The organism is Prescottella equi (assembly GCF_020171745.1).
GTDB lineage: Bacteria > Actinomycetota > Actinomycetes > Mycobacteriales > Mycobacteriaceae > Prescottella > Prescottella equi_A.
The window spans coordinates 133,855-154,506 of record NZ_JAIVAH010000007.1; the positions used below are offsets into that span (position 1 = coordinate 133,855).

Consider the following 20,652-nt stretch of genomic DNA (forward strand, 5'->3'; position numbering starts at 1 on the left):
ACATGACGAACCACATCGACGTCGACATCGCTCCCCGGCCGTGGTCGGGACGCACCGACGGCCTCGGAGCCGAACATCTGCGCTGGCACCAGGCCGTCACCCCCTACCGTCCGGAAACGGGCCCCGGCACGGTCCTGATCGGCTTCGCGAGCGACGAGGGCGTGCGCCGCAACAAGGGCCGCCAGGGCGCCTCCGCCGGCCCGGACGCGCTCCGCAAGGCCCTCTCGTCGATGGCGCTCGAGAACGCGACGACGCTGTCCGACGCGGGCACCGTCGCCGTGACGGGCGATCGGCTCGAAGCCGGCCAGGAAGCCCTCGGTGCCGCCGTGACCACCGCACTCGACGCCGGACGGCTCCCGGTCGTGCTCGGCGGCGGCCATGAGGTCGCGTACGGCACCTACCTGGGTGTCGCCGGTTCTCAGCTGCGACAGCGGCATCCACGTCTGGGCATCCTCAATCTCGACGCCCACTTCGACCTGCGCAGCGACCCGATCCCGAGCTCCGGTACGCCGTTCCGGCAGATCGCCGAGGCCGAGCAGGCCGCGGGCACGAGCCACCGCTACGACGTCATCGGTATCAGCCAGCCGAGCAACACCAACGCGCTGTTCGACACCGCGCACCGACTGGGGGTCCGGTACCTGCTCGACGACCACTGCGGCGTGGCCGATCGGGCCCGGGTCGACGAGTTCCTCACCGACTTCCTGGACGACGTCGACATCGTCTACCTGACGATCGATCTCGACGTGCTGCCCGCCGGTGTCGCGCCGGGTGTCAGCGCACCGGCCGCCTACGGTGTGCCGCTCGAGATCATCCAGCACGTGTGCGACCGGGTGACCGCGAGCGGCAAGCTCGCGGTCGTCGATGTCGCGGAACTCAACCCGGCCCTCGACGTGGACAACCGGACCGCCCGCACCGCGGCCCGGCTCATCCACCGCATCGTTGCCGGGCACGTTCCGCCGACGGCCTGACACAGCCCGCCGCCGCTCGAGCCGCTATTCCCCCTCCCCTGTAGCCGGCACCCTCTTCCAGGGTGTCGGCTGCAGTGGTTTCGGAGGCATGCGGTTGTCCGGTCGTACCGTTGACGCGGTCAGGCTGCGTGTGGTCCTGCCCGCCCGTGAGCGGGCATGGGTTTCTTGTACGGATCGACGGTGCTCGGTGGGGTGAACCACGGCTTTCTGTCAGTGCCGATTTTCACTTCCCAGTGGGAGTGGTGCAGCAGTTGGTGGTGGTAGCGGCACAGCAGCACGAGGTTGTCGAGATCGGTGGGTCCGCCGTCGGCCCAATGCGTCACGTGATGGCCTTCGCAGTGGGCGGGTGGTGCGCCGCAGCCGGGGAAGGCGCAGCCATGATCGCGGGCGATCAACGCTCGACGCTGTTTCTTCGACACTGTTCTGCTGGTGCGGCCCAGATCGATCGGGACGCCGTCACTCATGACGACCGGGGTGAGGTGGCAGTCGCAGGCCAGGCGTCGTGCAGTCGCGATCGACAGTGGCCCCATGTGTGGCATGCGTGCGATGTCTTTGTCGCCGAACAGGTCCCGATCGCTCTCCGGGTCATCGTCCAGATCGCCGCCGAACCCCGTCCATGCGTGCTCGTGTGCTGTTTCGCTGCGGGCGAGGTCGGCGGCGTTCACGTGCAGGGACAGATGCGGCCGTTCCCCGCCCTCGATGGGGGCGTCGCCGGAGTCGAGGTAGCGGCGCAGGATCTCGGCGAACGCGTCCGCGCGCTGCCGCGCCGGGGTGCGGGCGCCGGCAGGGTCGTCCATCGGGTTACGCGGCTTGGTCAACGCAGACAACGCCGTCAGCAACATCTCGCCGGTCACCGCGTCGAGATCCCCCTTGACCGCGACGCGACCGTTCAACGTTTTCGAGGCGTGGAACTCGTTGCGCTCGACGTCCTCGCTGGGTGGCAGTTCGTCGGATTCGAAGATCCGCTCCAACCGGGAGATGCAGGTGCGCACGGTCGTGGTGGTGGCGGTGGGCCCGGTGGCGCTGTCCAGCAACACTTTCCGGCACGCATCCAGTGCGTCGTTCGGCATGCCGCGGGGCGGGGTCTCGCAGAACTTTCCGATCAAAGCGGCATGCTCGGCAGAGATGTCACCTGCGTTGAAGGCGTCGGCGATCTCGGATTGCCGACCGAGCATCTTGCCCAACGCCAGGATCTTCGCTGCGACCGATACTTCCAACAGCGAATTCGCGGCCAGCCAGAACTTCACACTCCGAAATCCGAGGGTGTCGAGCGAAACTGCCCGCTCATCCACCTCGGCCACCATCGCAACACGTAACGCCTCGAGGCGCTCGATCTCGCCGGAGACATCCAACGTGGCCTGCAACAACAAGGCCTCAGGGAGCCGGCACACGTCATCGGGCCGCAGCGCGGTGGTTGCGATGCCCGAATTGTTGAGTCCCCCCGGATTCATGACTCGAGCCTAGTTCGAACTGGTGTTCGAGTCAAGGAGTTTCTCGTGCGCCAGACTTCCTGGCAGGCTCCGGGCGTTTACGATCCGGGACACGAGCAGGAAAGGGGGAGGCGTGTGGCGAGGTCACGGCCGACAACGGCTAGTTGTGGGCTCCGGTTCGGGTACCTCGGATCGTATCGGCGCGATCACCGACGCCGCAGGCAACAAAAAAGTTGTTCTGTTGGAATGCAAGGGCGGAAAAGCCCAACCGTGGCGGGAGCTCTCGCCTGAAAGGAGTAATTTGTGGCTACTCGTAAAAGAGACCGTGTTGCCAACATGATTAAGACGGAATTGACCGATGCATTGGCGCGCGCGGGGTACATGCCGTTTGATCCCCTAGTGGAGACGAATGAGGGTGCCTTCTGGTTCAAGAGTGATTCTGTCGGCATTCCGAATACCTTCGCGGCTGTGCAAGCACTTATTGGCTATTCGAGGGACGGTGCAGTGAGGTGCACGGGAACTGCCTTCCTGATATCTCCGACGATAGATGACGCACTACGGTCAATGCCATCGGACGCACTGCTGAAAGGCGATCGGCCGGACAGCCCCTTCCATGAGCGCGTTGACCATCGGTTTTTCAACGATCTGCCGGGTCTGGAGTCGGTGGGGGAGGCGCCATGGGTGATTACTGAGGCGGACGTGCCGATTGCCGTGCAGTGGTTTGAGAATCGCGTATCCGGGGCGGTTGCGAAATGGTTCGACGATCGCAAATCGCTCGAGAGGTTGATCTGGGTGGCGGAGGAGCCGATCCCGGGAACCTCGCACAACCGAATCAACCCCCGTGTTCTACGGGCGACAATTATCTTGTGCATCGTCAATGGTAAATTCACTTATGCGGCAGGATTGATGACGGCGCACCTTGAACGCGATCACGTGCAGCCGAATATTGATTCATCCGAGCGTGTTTCCGCGTTTGATAGGGCTCTGGCGGATAGGTTTCCAGAGTATCGGCGTGCCCGAGGCTGATGACCTTGCCATTTCCCAGAAATTGGGATATTCCGCTGTGGATGTCTTCTCGGGGCTCCCAGGCTGCCGTAGCTGTCGACTAGCAGCTTCGCGACCTGCGGATTCAACGCCCAGTTGAGGCGTGATTCGGGACCTTCACTGTCGCCCAGATTGCTCGTGATAAGCATGTCATCCGAAGGCATGTCGAAGGGGAAATGTATGGACCGCCGCAGCTTGATCACGATCGCTGAGCAGTTGGTACCGGAGAGGCCGTCGCTCACTGAGGCGGTCCGGGCGGCAGTGGATGACAGATGGGCATTGGCGGAGCTGACCAGAGGTTTACAGGACGCTGCGGTCATGGAGTACATCGACTGGTCTGACGATCCGGAGATGGCCCGAGAAGCATTGGAATCCTTGAAGTTCCACCCGTCGTCCATGTCGTGGGATTGGTGGGAAGAACACGAGGATGACGACGATGAGGACGAGGACATCGAGCGGTTCCTCGGCTTGGCCGGAGAGCAGAGCCGCAAGCACGGCGTACTCCTGGTCGAACTCGATCTCGGTGCCGATGGCTACCTGCTGGGTTTCGTTCCCACAGGCTCGGCCGAGGACATGATCGAAGCCGGATCACTGAATGTCGTTCGCCGAGGCTGGCAGGATGCGTGAGGCGGCGCAGTTCTTGACGCAAGACACTGGATCGACCGCCGACGGGCAATGCTTCGGACCTCTCACAACCAACGCGGCGGCTGGAGTTCGCTGCCCGCGGTGAGCCCCACCGCACCACGACCCGATGCCCAGTGGACCACGGCGACAAGCGAACCCGCGACGATGTCGGTCACCGGCGGACCGTCCTCGACGACGACGAACCGACGATCGCCCACCTCGAGGACCAGGCCCGCGCCCTCACCCCTGCGTCGCCACATCGCAACGATGTCGTCGAGGAGCGAATCGAGCACCACCTGTGGGAAGTCCTCGAACCGTGCGCCGTTTCCGAGATCGACGGCGTGGATCCACACCTCGCGATTGCGCATCCAGGCCGTCTCCGACGCCGGCACCGTTCGCCCCTGCGCGGTCCGTACCTCGGCGTCCCACGCAGCGTCCGGCAACGTGCGCCACTTCTCGTCGAGCTGGGCCGCTCTCTCGGCGAAGAGGTTTCGCAGCGATCCCGCACTGAGGAGAGCACCCTCGTCGATCTCCCGGGCCCGCTGCTCCACCGACTCGTACATCGGCGTCTCGATCCCGGTCGCCGCCCAGTCCAGGATCCGGCACAGCGCGGCGGCGTTGTAGGCGACGTGCGCGACGAGGTGCTTGCGCGTCCACCCGTCGAGCAGGCTCGGGCCGGAAAGGTCCTCGTCCGACAGCGCCGCCAGCTTCTGCGCGAAGTACGCGGTGCCCTCTCGCGCGATATCCAGGCGCTCGGCCAGATCCAGATCGTTGAACGCCACGAATGCTCCTACTCGACGACGGTCCCGCTCCCTCGACCGTAGCCCCACCCGAGAAACAACTCGGGCGCCGCGACCGAAACGGTTGCAGCGCCCGAGTTGGGAGTTGCCTCAGATCAGGCGCTCTGGCCCTCGCGCTCGGCGACGATGTTCAGAGCGATGTCGACGAGCATGTCCTCCTGGCCACCGACCAGCTTGCGCTTGCCGGCCTCGAGCAGCAGGGTGCGGACGTCGACGTCGTAGCGAGCCGACGCCGTCTCTGCGTGACGCAGGAAGCTCGAGTAGACACCCGCGTAGCCCAGGGTGAGGGTCTCGCGGTCGACGCGGACCGGACGGTCCTGCAGCGGGCGGACGATGTCGTCGGCAGCATCCTGCAGCGCGAAGACGTCGCAGCCGTGCTTCCACTCGTGCAGGTCGGCGACCGCGATGAAGGGCTCGATCGGGCAGTTGCCGGCACCGGCGCCGTGACCGGCGAGCGATGCGTCGACGCGGTAGACGCCTTCCTCGACGGCGACGACGCTGTTCGCCACCGACAGGGAGAGGTTCTCGTGCGCGTGGATGCCGATCTCGGTGCCCTCGTTGAGGACGTCCTTGTAGGCACGGACGCGGTCACGGACACCGTTCATCGTCAGGCGTCCGCCCGAGTCGGTGACGTACACGCAGTTCGCACCGTAGGACTCCATCAGCTTGGCCTGCTTGGCCAGCTCCTCCGGGGCAGCCATGTGGCTCATCATCAGGAAGCCGGAGACGTCCATGCCGATCTCGCGGGCCGTCTCGATGTGCTGCGCGGAGACGTCGGCCTCGGTGCAGTGCGTCGCGATGCGGACCGAGCGCACACCCAGCTTGTAGGCGTGCTTGAGCTCCTCGATGGTGCCGACACCCGGCAGCAGCAGGGTGGTCAGGCGGGCGTTCTCGAGGACGTCGGCCGCAGCCTCGATCCACTCCCAGTCGGTGTTGGAGCCCGGACCGTAGTTGACCGAGCCACCGGCGAGACCGTCACCGTGCGCGACCTCGATCGCGTCGACACCGGCAGCGTCGAGAGCCTTGACGATCCGCTTGACGTCCTCCGGCGAAATGCGGTGGCGCACAGCGTGCATGCCGTCGCGCAGCGTGACGTCCTGGACGAAGATAGTGGGGTTGGTGCTCATCGGGTGGCTTCCTTCTTCTGGGCGATGCGCTCAGCGATCTGCAGGCCGGCAGAGGTCATGATGTCGAGGTTGCCTGCGTAGGCGGGCAGGTAGTGTCCTGCACCCTCGACCTCGAGGAAAATCGACACCTGGTGGGTCGGGCGGTTGCCGCCGTCGATCAGGGTCTCGACCGGCTGATCGGCGGGGATCTCGGAGATCTGGACCTGCTGCTTGAGGCGGTAGCCGGGCACGTAGGCCGAGACGTCGCCGACCATCTTCGCGACGGACTCGCGGATCTGGTCGTGCGTGGCCGGGTCCGAAGCGTCGACCAGGCAGAAGACCGTGTCGCGCATCATCAGCGGCGGCTCGGCCGGGTTCAGGATGATGATCGCCTTGCCGCGCTTGGCGCCACCGACGGACACGATCGCGCTGGACGTGGTCTCGGTGAACTCGTCGATGTTGGCGCGGGTGCCCGGGCCGGCGGACTTCGACGCGATCGACGCGACGATCTCGGCGTAGGCAACCGGGACGACCCGGGAGACGGCCGCGACCATCGGGATCGTGGCCTGGCCACCACAGGTCACCATGTTCACGTTCGTGGCGTCGAGGTGCTCGTCACCGTTGACGGCCGGCACCACGAAGGGGCCGATCGCGGCGGGGGTGAGGTCGATCATGCGCTTGCCCAGCGGGCGCAGGCGCGCGTCGTTCACGACGTGAGCCTTGGCCGACGTCGCGTCGAAGACGATCTCGATCTCGTCGAAGTTGGGGAGACCGACGAGGCCCTCGACACCCTCGGCGGTGATCGGCACACCCATGGAAGCGGCGCGGGCGAGACCGTCCGACGCGGGGTCGATACCGACCATCGCGCCCATCTCGAGGTGATCGGAGTGGTTGAGCACCTTGATCATCAGATCGGTGCCGATGTTGCCGGATCCGATGATCGCGACCTTGACCTTGCTCATGCCTCGGTTCCTTCCTTGAAACGTGTGGTCACGACACCGAGTCCGGACACGGAGACGGTGACGACATTGCCGGCCTGGACCGGCGCCATGGGGCCGAGGGCACCGGACAGGATGACCTGACCTGCGCGCAGCGGCTGGCCCAGCTCGCGGGCCGTGCGGGCGAGCCACACGACGGCCTCGATCGGGTCGCCCAGGCAGGCCTCGCCGTTGCCGGAGGAGACTTCCTGGCCGTCGACGGCCATCGACATGACGACGTCCTTGGGCTCGAACTCGTCGAGCGTGCGACGCTGCGTGCCGAGCACGTAGACGCCGGAAGACGCGTTGTCGGCGACGGTGTCGCCGAAGCGGATGTCCCAGTTCTCGATGCGGCTGTCGCAGATCTCGAGCGCGGCGACCGCGTACTCGATCGCGCCGCGCACCTGCGCGGCGTCGAGCGGGCCGTCGATCAGGTCGGCGCCGAGCACGAAGCCGACCTCGCCCTCGATCTTCGGCTGGATCAGAACGCTCATCGGGACGTCGTCACCGTCGGCGTACTGCATGTCGTCGAAGAGGACGCCGAGATCGGGCTGGTTCACGCCGAGCTGCTGCTGGACCGCGACCGACGTCAGACCGATCTTGCGGCCGACGACGACGGCGCCCGCCTTCATCCGGAGGTCGTTGACGCGTTCCTGCACCTGGTAGGCGGCGACGAGGTCGTCGGCGCCGATCAGGTCACGGATCGGCGCGCAGGGCACACCGGCCGCTGCGGCCGACGCGAGGCGCTCCGCGGCAGCGGCGATAGCGGACTCGCTCACCGCGGTGGAGTTCGTGGACTGGGTCATGTCGATAACTGTGCTGGGCGGGGGCGCCCGAGGCCAACCTTCTGTCTCGCTCAGCGATACGCTCGACGCGTGACCGGTGCAGCGAACCTCGACACGGTCCTCGGCAAAGCGGTCGCGATCCTGCGCAGTTACCGCCCCGAGGACAACGTCGTACCGCTCGCAGAGCTGGTGAGACGCACCGGGCTGCACAAGGCGACCGTGCACCGGCTCGCCGGCGAACTCGTGGCGAACCGGCTCCTCGATCGCGTCGACGGCGGCTACCGGCTGAGCGGCGGACTGTTCGAGCTGGGCATGCTCGCCTCGCTCGAGCGCTCGCTGCTCGAGATGGCGATGCCGTTCCTGCAGGACCTGTACGAGCGCAGCCACGAGACCGTGCACCTCGGGGTCCGTGACGGCCACGACGTCGTCTACGTCGCGAAGATCGGCGGCCACCGCCAGGCGATCTCCCCGTCCCGAACCGGTGGGCGCATCCCACTGCACTGTTCCGCGATCGGCAAGGCCCTCCTCGCGCACTCCGACCCGGACCTGCGCCTCGAGGTGCTGGCGGCACCGCTGGTCCGGCGGACGCCGCACACGATCGTGGCGCCCGGCATCCTGCAGACCCAGCTCGACAAGGTGGTCGAGACCGGCGTCGCGTTCGAGCGCGAGGAGTCGGCGCTGGGCATCGCATGCGTGGCCGCACCGGTCTTCGGCGCCGACGACCGTGTCGTCGCGGCCATCAGCGTCACCGGACCCACCAACCGCTACCGGCCCGAGAGTCAGGTCGCCGCGGTCCGGGCGGCCGCGGAGGGGCTGCGCAGCACGATGTCGCGCCGCGCCCAACTCCGCTGATCACACTCCCTCTGCGTTCGCGACCGGATCGGACCAGATGTCCATCGGCACGGCCTCGACGCTGCGCCCGGACTCGTCGAGGATCCGTCCCATCCGCTTGAAGAAGCGCAGTGTGACGGTGCGGTCGAGGATCTCGAGCGACGGCACCGTCCGCCGCAGGAGCTGTTCGAGCCGGTGGACGTCCTCGAGCGAGCGGACCCACACCGAGTAGAAGAAGTTGGCGGGCGCCCCCGTCAAGACGAGGCACGCGCGAGTCTCGGGCAGTTCGACGAGGCGCTGCGCGACGGCGTCGCACTCGTCGACCGGCACGTGCGCCCACATCAAGACCGACACGGGCCAGCCCGACAGCGGCTGCGCGACGTCGCAGCGCAGCAGCAGCGAGTTCCGATCCAGCAGGGTGCCGAGCCTGCGGCGTGCGGTGCTGACGCTGCAGCCGAGTTCGGCGGCGATGTCGGTGAGCGACGCCCGGCCGTCCCGGGACAGGCAGGCGATCAGTGCCCGGTCCGCGTCGTCGAGCGGACGCAGCGTGCCCGTCGTGCGACGGCCACGCCCGTCGAGGTGCGCCCGCTGGTCGGCGTCGAGTGCGCGCAGCTGCCAGTCCCCACCCATCGCGTAGGGACGGATCACGAGATGCGTTCGGGTCGAGCGGATTCCGGGCAGCTTCTCGATCGCGTTCAGCAACAGGCGCGACAGCGCAGCAAGGTCCTTCACGCTGACCGTGAGCAGTAGGTCACGGGAGCCGCTGGCGTGTTCGACGGTGAGGACGTGCGGCCACCGCACCAGGATCTCGGCGGTCGGCAACACCTGACCGGCCACGCACTCGATCTCCACCAGCGCGGCCGTCTGCGGACCCGCGGGGTGCGCGGTGACCCAGGCCGACCCGCTCTCGACCAGACGGGACCAGCGCCGAGCCGCCGTCACCGGATCGACCCCCAGCGCCGCCCCGACCTGCGCCCACGGCGCCCGCGGGCCGAGCTGGAGCGTGTTGATCAGACTCAGGTCGAGTTCGTCCAGCGCGTCATATTCCTGAGCAGATCCATCGGTCACGGAAAAATCCTGCAAATTCGTCGGGTGTGATGCACGTCATGGGCATCATGCCTCGAGTTGCGCCGCTTCGGCACGACCACCCGAGGAGAGGGGACGCCGGTGTCGTTGACCGAGGACGCGAAGGAACTGCACGAGGACCTGGTCCGGCTCCGTCGCACGTTGCACGCCGAACCGGAGGTGGGCCTGCATCTTCCGCGCACCCAGGAGCGGGTACTCACCGCACTGGACGGGCTGCCGCTCGAGATAGGCACCGGTACCGACCTGACGTCGGTCACCGCGGTGTTGCGCGGCAGCCGGCCGGGGCCGACGGTGCTGCTGCGCGGCGACATGGACGCGCTGCCGGTCGGCGAGCGGGCGAACGTCGACTACGCCTCGACGATCCCGGGGAACATGCACGCGTGCGGGCACGACCTGCACACCTCGATGCTCGTCGGCGCCGCCCACCTGCTGTCCGCGCGCCGCGAGGGTCTCGCGGGCGATGTCGTGTTCATGTTCCAGCCGGGTGAGGAGGGCTACGACGGCGCCGGACACATGCTGGCCGAGGGCGTGCTCGAGGCGTCGGGGTCCCGTCCGGTCGCCGCGTACGGTCTGCACGTGAGTGCGTCGGGAGCCCCCGGCGGCGTGTTCGTCACGCGGAAGGGCCCGTTGATGGCCGCGAGTGACGTCGCAACGGTGCGGGTGCTGGGCCGCGGCGGCCACGGGTCGTCCCCGCACGGGGCGCTCGACCCGATCCCCGCGGCCTGCGAGATGGTGACGGCCCTGCAGACGTTCGCGACCCGGTCGTTCGCCCCGTTCGACCCGGTCGTGCTGACAGTGGGCGCCTTCCATGCCGGAACCGCTGCCAACGTCATTCCCGACGACGCCCGGTTCGACATCACGGTGCGCACCTTCTCCGTCGAGAGCCAGGCGAAGGTCCGGGCGGGAATCGCTCGGGTGTGCCAGGGCATCGCGGCCGCGCACGGGCTCGAGGTGGACGTCGACTACGACGAGCAGTACCCGGTGACCGTCAACGACGACACCGAGACCGAGTTCGTCGCCGACGTCGTCGCCGAGGTGCACGGACCGGAGCGGTTCGCGTGGCAGCCGCAGCCGGCGGCCGCGTCCGAGGATTTCTCGCGGGTGCTGAACGAGGTTCCGGGGGCGTTCGTGTTCCTCGGCGCGTGCCCCGCGGACCGGGATCCGGCGGCGGCCGCGTTCAACCACTCGCCGCTCGCGGAGTTCGACGACGCCGTCCTGGGCGACGGCGCCGCGCTCTACAGCGAACTCGCGCTCCGGCGGCTCGCCGCCGCCGACAGCGCGGCGTGAACGGTCCCCGGTCCGCATGTACCCCCCGTGCGGACCGGGGCCGGGATCACTTGGCCAGCAGGCCCTTCGCGATGTGCGTCACCTGGATCTCGTTGGAACCGGCGTAGATCATGAGCGACTTCGCATCACGCGCAAGCTGTTCCACCTTGTACTCGGCCATGTAGCCGTTGCCGCCGAACAGCTGGACGGCCTCCATCGCGACCTCGGTCGCGGCGCGGGACGAGTACAGCTTCATCGCCGACGCCTCCGCGAGGGTCACCTTGTCGCCCGCCGCGGTGCGCTCGATCGCGTTGAACACCATGTTCTGCACGTTGAGACGCGCCACCTCCATCTCGGCCAGCTTGAGCTGGATGAGCTGGAACTGCGCGATCTCCTTGCCCCACAGCTTGCGGTTCTTGGCGTACTCGATCGACAGGCGCTGGCACTCGTTGATGATGCCCAGCGCGAGCGACGCGATGCCGATGCGCTCCGCCGCGAACGACTCCTTCGCGCTCTCCTTGCCGTCGCCCTTGGCCGGGTTCTCGGTCTCACCGAGCAGTCGGTCCTTGGTGATCCGGACGTTGTCGAAGAACAGCTCACCGGTGGGCGAGGAGTTCATGCCCATCTTCTTGAACGGCGCGCTCTGCGTGAAGCCCTCCATGCCCTTGTCGAGCACGAAGCCGAGGACCTTGCGGTCGCGGCGGTCGACGGAGGCGTCGCCCTCGTCGAGCTTGGCGTAGACGATCGTGACGTCGGCGTACGGACCGTTGGTGATGAACGTCTTCTGACCGTTGAGGATGTAGTCCTCGCCGTCACGGCGGACGTACGACTTCATGCCGCCGAACGCGTCGGAGCCGGAGTCGGGCTCGGTGATCGCCCACGCGCCCACCTTCTCCATCGTGACGAGCCCCGGCAGCCAGCGCTTCTTCTGGGCCAGGGTGCCGCGGCTGCGCAGGGTGCCGGCGGTGAGGCCGATGCTCACACCCATCGACGCGACCAGGCCCAGGCTCACGCCCGCGATCTCGCTGTTGAGGATGACGCCCATGCTGCCGGCGCCGCTGAAGCCGCTCGACTTCTCACCCGACTCGGGCAGCGCCTCGCCGCGCTCCTTCGCCTCTTCCTTGGCGAAGGACTTCTCGAGCGCCTCGGTGGCCATCTCGTCCATACCGAACGTCGAGTACATCTTGCGGATGATCTCGAACGGGGGCAGTTCACCACTCTCGAGCTTGTCGACGTGCGGCTTGACCTCCTTGTCGATGAAGCCACGGAGGGCGTCACGGAACATCAGGTCGGTGTCTGACCACTCGTACATGTAGAACTCCAGTCGGTGCGCTCGATGTGGCCTGCATGACAGACCGGGCCACCCCGTGGCGGCCGCCACATCCACACATATAGAACGCGTTCTCTTTTGTCCACCCTTCGGGCATTTAGTTAGTGCACGACTTAATCGTGTATGCTTCATTTCATGACCACGACCATCCCCGAGCAGGATCTCGACTGGGGCGACGTCGATCCACTCGCCCTCGATCGTCAGGTGTGCTTCGCCCTCGCGGTGGCGAATCGCGCGGTGCTGTCGGTCTACCGCCCGCTCCTCGAACCGATGGGACTGACGCACCCGCAGTACCTCGTGATGCTCGCGCTGTGGGGCCGCGCTCCCATGTCGGTCAAGGAGATCGGGCAGGCACTGCAGCTCGACTCCCCCACGCTGTCCCCGCTGCTCAAGCGACTCGAGTCCAGCGGACTCATCACACGCACCCGCAGCGCCGCCGACGAGCGCCAGCTGGTCGTCGAGCTCACCGAGGACGGGAAGGCCCTGCGCACCCAGGCCGAACGCATCCCCGGCGCCGTCGTCCAGCGACTCGGCGTGAGCCTCGCCGAACTCGAAGAACTCCACTCCGTCCTCACCCGTGTCAATGCGGCGGCACTGCGCGCCGGCGCCCTGCACGAATGAACCGCCCCTTCCAGACAGGTACAGGTATCCAGGACATGTCCAGCAAGACTCCTTCGAAGGCCAAGCGCCCCAATCCGTTCCAGTGGGTTGCCTACTCGTGCGGCCGCAAGCTTCCCGACTCGATGCAGGCGTGGGTCCTCAACGACCTCATCGGCGACTGGGCAGTGCCGCGCCACATGATTCGCAGCATGGTGCCGTTCCTCCCGATCTTCGCGGCGTTCTTCCTGTTCCCCGGACCGCTGTGGCTGCGCGGATCGATGGTGCTGCTCGGTGTCTTCCTGGCACTGTTCTTCTCCGCGGCCTACATGGAGCAGAACCGTCGCCGCCGGCTCGAGAAGCACGGTCTGGACCCCAACCTCGAGAACCCGAAGAAGGTCGCCCGCCACGACGCCGAGAAGGCCGCGTACGAGAAGGCACACCCGCACGCGTTCTGAGGTCCACCTCCCGGTCCCCGAGACAGAACCCGCTCGCGGACCCCAGGAGCCCCTAACCTGCGCGCATGACCGAGTTCATTCTCCCGACCACGCCAGGCCCTTGTCGGAGTCTGCAGACCCACGTCCGCGACGAATGGATCGACGTCAACGGACACATGAACGCCCAGTTCTACGGCACCGTGATCTACGACGCCCACGCCCGGTTCACCGACTCGATCGGTCTCGGTGACGAGTACGTGCACCGGACGGGATTCGGCAAGATCGTCGTCGAAGCCCACATCACGTACGAACGCGAACTCCGACAGGGCGAGCCGATCGCCGTCGACTCCTGGCTGCTCGGGGTCGACGACAAGCGAGCACACTTCTTCCACGAATTGCGCTCGCTCACCTCGGGTCACCGCGTCGCCGCGGGCGAGCAACTGGATCTGCACTTCGATCTGCAGTCACGTCGGGTCGCGCCGTTCCCGGAGGAGGTCCGGTCCCGGCTCAGCGCGTTGTCGGGCTCGCAGCTCTCCGCCGGGATGCCGGCCGGGACGGGACGCACGCCCGGCGTCAGGACGTGAGACGTCTCATCTGCTGTAGAGGGTGACGCCGTCGGATTCGACGGCTTGCACCGCGCCGCGGTCGGCCAGAACATCCAGGTGCGCAACGGTTTCGACAACCGCATACGGCTGCAGCGACGCGGGAAGTTCGTCGAGCCGCTGATCGCGTCGCGTCCAGCGCAACCGGTGCGCCACCTCGAACGCGGTGACCGCGTGAGACGGCACGGCATCGAGGGTGCGGTCCAGGCGGGCGTGATGGTGATCGATCAGCTGACGGGCGCGCTCGGCCGCGCTCGGCATCGTCGGGCCGTGCGCGGGCAGCAGCTGCGCGTCGGGCATCGTCTGGACCAACAGCAGCGAGGCCAGGTAGTCGCCCAGCGGCAGCCTGCCCGGCGTGGTCTCGAGCCCGATCCACGGCGTGATCCGGGGAAGGACGTGGTCGCCCGTGAAGAACAACCGAGCCTCCGGATCCCAGAACGAGTAGTGCCCGTTCGTGTGCCCTGGCGTGGGGATCGCGACGAGGGTTCGGTTCTGCAGCACGATCCGAGGGTTGCCCTCGAGCCAGTGGTCCGGCAGTTCCATCCCGACGTCGGGGACTCCCTGCATCCCCTCGACCATCCGGTGTGCGCCCGCCCGCACCAACATGGCTGCCGCGCCGGACGACGTCTCCCCGGCCGCCGCTCCTCCCATGTATCGCTCGACCATCGGCCGCTCGCCGACCCCGAGACTGACGGGGGTGCCGTGCCGGCGACGAATCTCGAGCGCCTGCGAGTAATGGTCGGTGTGCCAATGCGTGATGAGGAAGCGGCTGATCCCGCTCGGCTCGAATCCGATGCGTTCGAGACCCTGCTCCAGATGGCGGACCCCGTCCTCGGTGGCCCACCCCGAGTCGATCAGGACGACGTCGTCGCCGTCGACGATGACGTACACGTTGATTGCCGGCGGGCCCTCCGGAAGCGGCAACGGGATACGGAACACTCCGGGCGAGATCTCGTGCGCACCCGGCGCGGTCCAGTGCGGCACCGGGTCGGGCTCGACGGCCGCCGGAGCACTACTTCGCGAATCCACGCCTGGAACATGCCACGGGTGAATCCTCCCCCGGCTCGCGTCGACCGCTGAGCGAGACCGACTCAGTACGAGGATGTCCCGCCGCCCGCACGTCGTGCGTCGAGCGCCGAACCCAGCGTGATGATCCCGTCGTAGGAGTTGGGATCGAGTCCGGCGAGATCCCGGATCCTGCCCAGCCGGTTGTTGACCGTGTTCGGGTGGATGCAGAGGGCGCGCGCCGTTCGACCCCGATCGAGGTCGTGATGGAGGTAGACGTCGAGTGTCTCGACCAGTTCCGGGTACGGATCCAACGGCAGCAGACAGTCCCCCAGGTACTGGTGACCGGCGGTCGCCCGCGACAGCTGGAACGGCAGCGCAAGATCCCTGAGCTGATACACGGCCGGTTCTCTACCCATCCGGCGCGCGAGTTCGAGGAGTTCGCGGGCCAGCGCTCCGGCTCCCGCGAGTTCGCGGCGTTTGACGGGTCCGGACACCGCCCCGGTCACCGTGGATCCGACAACCTCGCCCACGGCCGCGGCCAGGTCGACCGCCACCCGGAACCAGTCGGCATCCGCGCCGGGCCACCGCGGAACGAGCACCGTCGTCGAGTCGGGCTCGACGATGGCGAGCGTCGGTGGCGTACCGACCGCCTCGAGCACCCGGACCGTGCGCGCCTCCCTGGTCCGCCACGCCCTCGCGTCCGTTTCCATGTCGCCGCCGGACAGGGCGAGGACCGAGTACTCGTCTGCCAGTTCGATCCCGCACCAGCGCGCCGTCGGGTCCGCGTCCTGGCCGGCCAGCAGCAACCGGGCCAGCAACTCGCGCGACGGCTGCTCGTCCCCCTCGAGCGCCACCCGCTCGCTCTCGTACGAATCCACGACGGTGCGGGTGACGACCTCCTGAAGTCGCAGGACGCCGTCCGCAATGTCGACCAGCGCGGCGGCCCGCTCACCCGCCGCCGCACGGCACTCGTCGAGGAGGATTCGACCGAACCTGTGCCAACTGTGCAGCACCGCAGACAGCGAAGCACCGTCCACCGCCGCCTGAACGGCACCTTCACGGACCGGCCGCAGTTCATCTGCGGTGAATGTCCTGTTCTCCCGGATCGCTCTCGCTGCGATCCGAAAGAATCGAAGAGTGCTGCGCTGCAACAACTCCGGGTTCGGAAGATTGGCAGTGGCCGGAGTCCCCCGCTTACGGCCGAACGCTTCGAACCTGGTGTCCAGGCGATCCAGGACGGCGAGAACAGCGGCGCTCGGTGCGCCGCTAATGAGCTCGTCGTCCGACGGCATGCCCGAACGATACGCCGACGGTCCGGCGGGTCGAGGCGCAATCGGACGGGCCTGTCACGCGGAGAACGCCGATCCGGACATATCTCGTGCAGCCGCGCCCGGGTCAGCACTTTGTGCCGGCGGGCTCGTCTCGCCTATCCGATTGCGGTGAGCCCGGCGAGGGTCGCCGAGCATGCGTTCGCGACTTCCACGCCCTTCTTGTCGAAGTGCGAGGTGAAGAACGCGTCGTGATCGAGATGCTCGTGGAAGTGGTGCGGGGTGAGCACTGCCGAAAACACCGGCACGTCGGTGTCGAGCTGGACGCGCATCAGGCCGTCGATCACGGCGGAGGCGACGAACTCGTGCCGGTAGATGCCGCCGTCGACCACCAATCCGGCCGCGACGACTGCGGCGAAGCGTCCGGTGCGGGCAAGGCGCTGGGCGTGCAACGGGATCTCGAACGCTCCGGGAGTCTCGAAGAACTCGATCTCGGTCGGGTCGTGCCCCAGCTCTTTCCACTGCACCACGAAAGCGTCACGTGCGTGGTCGACGATGGCCCGATGCCAGGTGGACTGGACGAAGGCGATGTTCATACGCGAGATCCTAGAACGTCGAAGCTCGCCGGAAGGCCCCGCGTTCGAGAAATCTGTCTTGCGTCAGAACTTGGCGGGGATTGACCGCATTGCAGGTTGGAGTTGTGAGTGGCCGAGTCGTGTGAGGAGCGCAATCCTGTTCCCGCCCCGGGTGCGATCTCGCCGACCTCGATCGCTAGTCCTCGTCCTCGTACTCCGGTTCGGGCTCGTCCAGCCATGCCTGATACTCCGGACTCGTCAGATCGAGGAAGATCGCGCTGACACTCAGGTCCAGCGTAATGACCGCTTTCGGCAGGTCCCACCGGAGAGCTGCCGTTGGTCCGGGTTCGGCGCTCGTGGCTGTCCCGAGGAGTGCGGTCAATGCCACATCGAGGTTCGTGAACCCTTCGTCCAGCAGCGGACGCACCACTGTCATGGGTGTGGCGTCATCTGCCAGGTCCGTGACCAAGATCGAGATGTATTGCATCGAACGGTTATGCCTGTACATGTTCGCCTTCGGCCTGCTGACATGAAGGTCCGTCCGAATCGAGCCGCCGCCTTCCCGGAGTTCGACGAGCTCCCATCCAGCTTGCGAACAGAAGGGTTCCAGGTCGTCGACAGTCCAGGTCCAGTCGAATTCTGCGGCGAGGCGGGCGATCCGGGTGGCGCCTTCGATGTCGACGTGCATGGGTGGATGCTACTTTCTGCTCGACCGCAGTTCCGGCAACCCATGGACCACGCTGATCCAGCGAGACACCAACGGTCGGTTCACATCCAATCCGACAAGGCCACCCAACGGCCGTTGCCCAGCCGAGATCCGGCTGGCCGGTACCGCCGTCGATATCGGCGTGCAGGGATCGAGGCGGCTGACCGGTGCACTCGCCGATCGGTCTTCGTCGTCCTCGTCCTCTTCGTCGTCCCATTCATCTTCGGGTTCGTCGGTCCACGCTTGATGTTTGGGGCTGACGAGGTACATGGCTACGGACTTGAGCCCAGCCGACAGGATGATCACCACGTTCGGCAGATCCCAACGAAGTTCCTTGACAATACCGGCGGTGACGGGGGTTCCCTCCCCGAACTCCGCGGTCATCGGCACGCTCAATTCGGCGAGGAACTCCGCCATCACCTCCGGAATATCGGTGTCGGGATCGGCTACGTCGGTCACCCAGATGTCGATGTAGTTGAGTGGCCCCCAGGTCAGGTGCGCGTTGCCGCTGCGGCGGTTGATGTCGAGGTTCGTGATGATCTCCGCACCAGTGGCGGAGAAGCGTTCTGGTTGCCAGCCGGCGGCGGCGCAGAAACGTTCGAGGTCCTCGGAGTCCCACGTCCAGTCGAAACGGGCTGCCAGGCGCGCGGTCCGGACCGCGCCTTCGATATCAGCGTGCATGGTCAGGAATCATGCCTTCGCGCCGAGAGGATGATCACCACGTTCGGCAGATCCCGGCGAAGTTCCTTGACGATGCCAAGCGTTGTCCCCGCTCCATCTCGGTACGCCTTCGACTGGGATCTTCGTTCGCCTTGACCTCGCCATACGCCTCCCCTTCCGGCTCGTGTCCCGGATCGTAAACGCCGGGACCCTGCCAGAAAGTCTGACGCGCGAGACACCCATTGACTCGAACATAAGTTCGAACTAGAATCGAGGCATGAATCCGGGGGGACTCAATAATTCGTGCATCGTGGTCACGGCGCCGCGGCCCGAGGACATGGGCACACTGCCCGAGATCTTGCTGCTGCAGACCGCGCTCGACATCTGCCACGCAATGGAGCAACTCGACGCCCTGCGGGCGGCTGCCGTTGCCGAAATCGACGAGCGCGCAGTCTCGTTCGACACCCTCGGGTTCCGCAGCGTCAAGCAGTGGCTGGCCGCCAACACGCTGCTGGAAGTATCGACCACAACACGGATCCTGACCTTGGGGCGCATGCTCGGCCGGCAACCCGAGATCGCCGACGCCTTCAACGCCGGCACTATCTCCGCCGAGCACGCCGCCCTTATCGGGAAGTTCTGCGAAACCCCACCCCGCGGCATGCCGAACGAAGCGTTGGATTCCTGCCGGAAAGTGCTGCTGGACAGCGCCACCGGACCCACCGCCACCACGACGACCGTTCGCACCTGCATCTCCCGGCTCGAGCGGATCTTCGAATCCGACGAACTCCCGCCGAGCGAGGACACCGAACGCAACGAGTTCCACGCCTCGAAGACCTTGAACGGGCGAGTTGCAGTCAAGGGTGATCTCGACGCAGTCACCGGAGAAATGCTCCTGACCGCCCTGTCGACGTTGACCAAGCCGCGCAACCCGATGGACGACCCCGCCGGCGCCCGCACCCCGGCGCGTCAGCGGGCCGACGCCTTCACCGAGATCCTGCGCCGCTACCTCGACTCCGGAGACGCCCCCATCGAGGGCGGCGAGCGACCCCACCTATCCCTGCACGTGAACGCGCAGGACCTCGCCCGCACCGAAGCGGACCACGAGTGGACAGGCTCGGACGGCGATCCGGACCTGTTCGGCGACAAAGACATCGCCCGCATGCCCCACATGGGACCACTATCGATCGCGACCGCCCGCAGATTGGCCTGCGACTGCCACCTCACGCCGATCGTCATGAGCGACGGCGTACCGATCGACCTGGGCCGCACCAGCAGAACAGTGTCGAAAAAGCAACGGCGGGCACTCATCGCCCGCGATCACGGCTGCGCCTTCCCCGGCTGCGGCGCAGTCCCCGCCCACTGCGAAGGCCACCACGTCACACATTGGGCCGACGGCGGACCAACCGACCTCGACAACCTCGTGCTGCTGTGCCGCTACCACCACGGACTGCTGCACCACTCCCACTGGCAAGTGAGAATCGGCGCCGACCGCCACCCGTGGTTCACCCCACCGTCGACCGTGGATCCCTACAAGAAACCCATCCCCGCCCACAATCGCGCCGGACCCCGGGCGGCCTGAGGGAACGGCGGATCAAGCGGTCCGCAGGAGAAGTTGCCCCAGCACAGTGGCAATCGTCGGTGGATCGTCCATGGGCAGCAACGGCAGACGAACATTCGCCGTCGAGATCCGCCCCTGCGCGTGCAGAACCGCCTTGACGACAGTGGGATTCGGCCCGGACATGAGCGCGCTCGCCGGTCCCACCAGCGCATTGGCCAAGGCCCGCGCCTTCAGCGAGTCCCCGCTGCGCCACAAATCGAACAGTTCGACGAACTCCCGCGTGCAGACGTTCGCGGTCGCGAGAATCGCGCCCGCCGCGCCCATCGCCAGCAGCGGCGAAACCAGCGTGTCCTCCCCCACGAGAATCGCGAACGAATCGTCGCATTCCGCGAACAGACGCGCCGTGCCGGTGTCCACGACACCCACCGCCTGCTTGATCCCGACGATCCGCGGATGCCGCGACAGCCGGACGATGGACTCCCAGCCCAGACGCTGGCCCGTCCGATACGGCACGTTGTACAGGACCAGCGGAAGGCGACTGCGGTCGGCGACGTGCTCGAAGTGCGCCACCGCCCCGGCCTCGGATGGGCGCGTGTAGTACGGCACGGTCACCAGCACGCCCGCCGCATCGACCAGCCCGTCGACCTCCTCGATCGCCCGCACTGTGTCGGCCGTGTCGTTGGACCCCGCCCCGACGAGCAGCGGGACACCCCGCTCCCGGCACACCCTGTCGCAGATCAGCAGGACCTCGCGGCGCTCGTCCGGCGTGAGCGTCGACGGTTCGCCGGTGGTCCCCAGCGCGACGATTCCCGACGCTCCCTCGTCGATCACCTCGTGAGCGAGGCGTTCCAGATCGGTGGTCGCAACTGCGCCGTCGTGCGCGAACGGCGTGATGAGGGGGACGAGGATTCCTGACGGGTGAAAGTTCATGCGATCAGTCTCGGCGGCCCTCAGCTGAAGAACCAGTTCACATTTCTGATGCAAAACGTAAGCT

The 20,652-nt window shown here is 66.9% G+C and carries 22 protein-coding genes; 9 read left to right on the forward strand and 13 right to left on the reverse strand.

Going from position 1 to position 20,652, the window contains the following annotated elements; genetic code table 11:
• Nucleotides 1-2: 2 nt before the first annotated feature.
• Nucleotides 3-968, forward strand: a complete 966-nt coding sequence (gene hutG / locus LCL87_RS05750; protein ID WP_225017557.1) for a formimidoylglutamase — start codon at nucleotides 3-5, stop codon at nucleotides 966-968.
• A 119-nt stretch (nucleotides 969-1,087) separates the two neighbouring features.
• Here hutG and LCL87_RS05755 read toward each other — a convergent pair whose 3' ends face one another.
• Nucleotides 1,088-2,419, reverse strand: coding sequence for an HNH endonuclease signature motif containing protein (locus tag LCL87_RS05755; protein ID WP_225017558.1), 1,332 nt, complete (start codon nucleotides 2,417-2,419; stop codon nucleotides 1,088-1,090).
• Between the two features lie 282 nt (nucleotides 2,420-2,701).
• On the opposite strand from LCL87_RS05755, the gene LCL87_RS05760 reads away from it, so the two are divergent.
• Nucleotides 2,702-3,424, forward strand: a complete 723-nt coding sequence (locus LCL87_RS05760) for a hypothetical protein (protein WP_225017559.1) — start codon at nucleotides 2,702-2,704, stop codon at nucleotides 3,422-3,424.
• Between the two features lie 198 nt (nucleotides 3,425-3,622).
• Entirely contained in the window at nucleotides 3,623-4,069 is a 447-nt protein-coding gene (locus LCL87_RS05765; RefSeq protein ID WP_225017561.1) for a DUF6630 family protein, read from the forward strand.
• 62 nt (nucleotides 4,070-4,131) lie between these two features.
• On the opposite strand, the gene LCL87_RS05770 is transcribed toward LCL87_RS05765, so the two are convergent.
• The 4 genes from LCL87_RS05770 to LCL87_RS05785 form a co-directional block, all read right to left on the reverse strand.
• Entirely contained in the window at nucleotides 4,132-4,848 is a 717-nt protein-coding gene (locus tag LCL87_RS05770; protein WP_225017563.1) for a maleylpyruvate isomerase family mycothiol-dependent enzyme, read from the reverse strand.
• A 113-nt stretch (nucleotides 4,849-4,961) separates the two neighbouring features.
• Nucleotides 4,962-5,993 carry a 4-hydroxy-2-oxovalerate aldolase gene (dmpG, locus tag LCL87_RS05775; RefSeq protein ID WP_225017565.1) on the reverse strand — a complete coding sequence of 344 codons (1,032 nt, stop codon included), beginning with the start codon at nucleotides 5,991-5,993 and terminating at the stop codon, nucleotides 4,962-4,964.
• Entirely contained in the window at nucleotides 5,990-6,934 is a 945-nt protein-coding gene (locus LCL87_RS05780) for an acetaldehyde dehydrogenase (acetylating) (RefSeq protein ID WP_225017567.1), read from the reverse strand. Before LCL87_RS05780 ends, dmpG begins: the two co-directional genes overlap by 4 nt.
• On the reverse strand, nucleotides 6,931-7,755 hold the full coding sequence (locus tag LCL87_RS05785) for a fumarylacetoacetate hydrolase family protein (protein WP_225017574.1): 825 nt from the start codon (nucleotides 7,753-7,755) through the stop codon (nucleotides 6,931-6,933). Before LCL87_RS05785 ends, LCL87_RS05780 begins: the two co-directional genes overlap by 4 nt.
• A 69-nt stretch (nucleotides 7,756-7,824) precedes the next feature.
• Between LCL87_RS05785 and LCL87_RS05790 the strand changes: the two genes are divergently transcribed.
• Nucleotides 7,825-8,586 (forward strand): IclR family transcriptional regulator, encoded by a 762-nt coding sequence (locus LCL87_RS05790; RefSeq protein WP_225017576.1) that lies wholly within the window; start codon nucleotides 7,825-7,827, stop codon nucleotides 8,584-8,586.
• Here LCL87_RS05790 and LCL87_RS05795 read toward each other — a convergent pair whose 3' ends face one another.
• Nucleotides 8,587-9,633 (reverse strand): AsnC family transcriptional regulator, encoded by a 1,047-nt coding sequence (locus LCL87_RS05795; RefSeq protein ID WP_225017578.1) that lies wholly within the window; start codon nucleotides 9,631-9,633, stop codon nucleotides 8,587-8,589. It lies immediately after the preceding gene.
• Between the two features lie 99 nt (nucleotides 9,634-9,732).
• Between LCL87_RS05795 and LCL87_RS05800 the strand changes: the two genes are divergently transcribed.
• Complete coding sequence (locus tag LCL87_RS05800; RefSeq protein WP_225017580.1) at nucleotides 9,733-10,938, forward strand: M20 metallopeptidase family protein; 1,206 nt, start codon at nucleotides 9,733-9,735, stop codon at nucleotides 10,936-10,938.
• Between the two features lie 46 nt (nucleotides 10,939-10,984).
• On the opposite strand, the gene LCL87_RS05805 is transcribed toward LCL87_RS05800, so the two are convergent.
• The gene (locus LCL87_RS05805; protein WP_225017582.1) at nucleotides 10,985-12,229 is read right to left on the reverse strand and encodes an acyl-CoA dehydrogenase family protein; all 1,245 of its coding nucleotides are present in this window, start codon (nucleotides 12,227-12,229) and stop codon (nucleotides 10,985-10,987) included.
• A 153-nt stretch (nucleotides 12,230-12,382) separates the two neighbouring features.
• Between LCL87_RS05805 and LCL87_RS05810 the strand changes: the two genes are divergently transcribed.
• The 3 genes from LCL87_RS05810 (at nucleotide 12,383) to LCL87_RS05820 (ending at nucleotide 13,865) form a co-directional block, all read left to right on the forward strand.
• Nucleotides 12,383-12,868, forward strand: a complete 486-nt coding sequence (locus LCL87_RS05810; protein ID WP_225017584.1) for a MarR family transcriptional regulator — start codon at nucleotides 12,383-12,385, stop codon at nucleotides 12,866-12,868.
• A 35-nt stretch (nucleotides 12,869-12,903) separates the two neighbouring features.
• Nucleotides 12,904-13,302: a DUF5313 family protein gene (locus tag LCL87_RS05815; RefSeq protein ID WP_225017586.1), complete on the forward strand. Its 399-nt coding sequence runs from the start codon at nucleotides 12,904-12,906 to the stop codon at nucleotides 13,300-13,302.
• 65 nt (nucleotides 13,303-13,367) lie between these two features.
• The gene (locus LCL87_RS05820; protein ID WP_225017588.1) at nucleotides 13,368-13,865 is read left to right on the forward strand and encodes a thioesterase family protein; all 498 of its coding nucleotides are present in this window, start codon (nucleotides 13,368-13,370) and stop codon (nucleotides 13,863-13,865) included.
• Between the two features lie 6 nt (nucleotides 13,866-13,871).
• Here LCL87_RS05820 and LCL87_RS05825 read toward each other — a convergent pair whose 3' ends face one another.
• The 5 genes from LCL87_RS05825 to LCL87_RS05845 all read right to left on the reverse strand — a co-directional run bounded on the left by LCL87_RS05825 (nucleotide 13,872) and on the right by LCL87_RS05845 (nucleotide 18,121).
• Nucleotides 13,872-14,912, reverse strand: a complete 1,041-nt coding sequence (locus LCL87_RS05825; protein WP_225017590.1) for an MBL fold metallo-hydrolase — start codon at nucleotides 14,910-14,912, stop codon at nucleotides 13,872-13,874.
• A gap of 62 nt (nucleotides 14,913-14,974) precedes the next feature.
• Nucleotides 14,975-16,183 (reverse strand): PucR family transcriptional regulator, encoded by a 1,209-nt coding sequence (locus LCL87_RS25765; RefSeq protein WP_510850695.1) that lies wholly within the window; start codon nucleotides 16,181-16,183, stop codon nucleotides 14,975-14,977.
• 134 nt (nucleotides 16,184-16,317) lie between these two features.
• Entirely contained in the window at nucleotides 16,318-16,755 is a 438-nt protein-coding gene (locus LCL87_RS05835; RefSeq protein WP_225017594.1) for a 6,7-dimethyl-8-ribityllumazine synthase, read from the reverse strand.
• 175 nt (nucleotides 16,756-16,930) lie between these two features.
• On the reverse strand, nucleotides 16,931-17,422 hold the full coding sequence (locus tag LCL87_RS05840) for a DUF6301 family protein (RefSeq protein WP_225017596.1): 492 nt from the start codon (nucleotides 17,420-17,422) through the stop codon (nucleotides 16,931-16,933).
• A gap of 9 nt (nucleotides 17,423-17,431) precedes the next feature.
• Nucleotides 17,432-18,121 carry a DUF6301 family protein gene (locus tag LCL87_RS05845; protein WP_225017598.1) on the reverse strand — a complete coding sequence of 230 codons (690 nt, stop codon included), beginning with the start codon at nucleotides 18,119-18,121 and terminating at the stop codon, nucleotides 17,432-17,434.
• Nucleotides 18,122-18,377: 256 nt separating this feature from the next.
• Between LCL87_RS05845 and LCL87_RS05850 the strand changes: the two genes are divergently transcribed.
• Nucleotides 18,378-19,679, forward strand: coding sequence for an HNH endonuclease signature motif containing protein (locus LCL87_RS05850; protein WP_225017600.1), 1,302 nt, complete (start codon nucleotides 18,378-18,380; stop codon nucleotides 19,677-19,679).
• A 12-nt stretch (nucleotides 19,680-19,691) separates the two neighbouring features.
• On the opposite strand, the gene dapA is transcribed toward LCL87_RS05850, so the two are convergent.
• A complete protein-coding gene (gene dapA, locus LCL87_RS05855) occupies nucleotides 19,692-20,588 on the reverse strand; it encodes a 4-hydroxy-tetrahydrodipicolinate synthase (RefSeq protein ID WP_225017601.1) in 897 nt (298 codons plus the stop codon).
• Nucleotides 20,589-20,652: the final 64 nt, after the last annotated feature.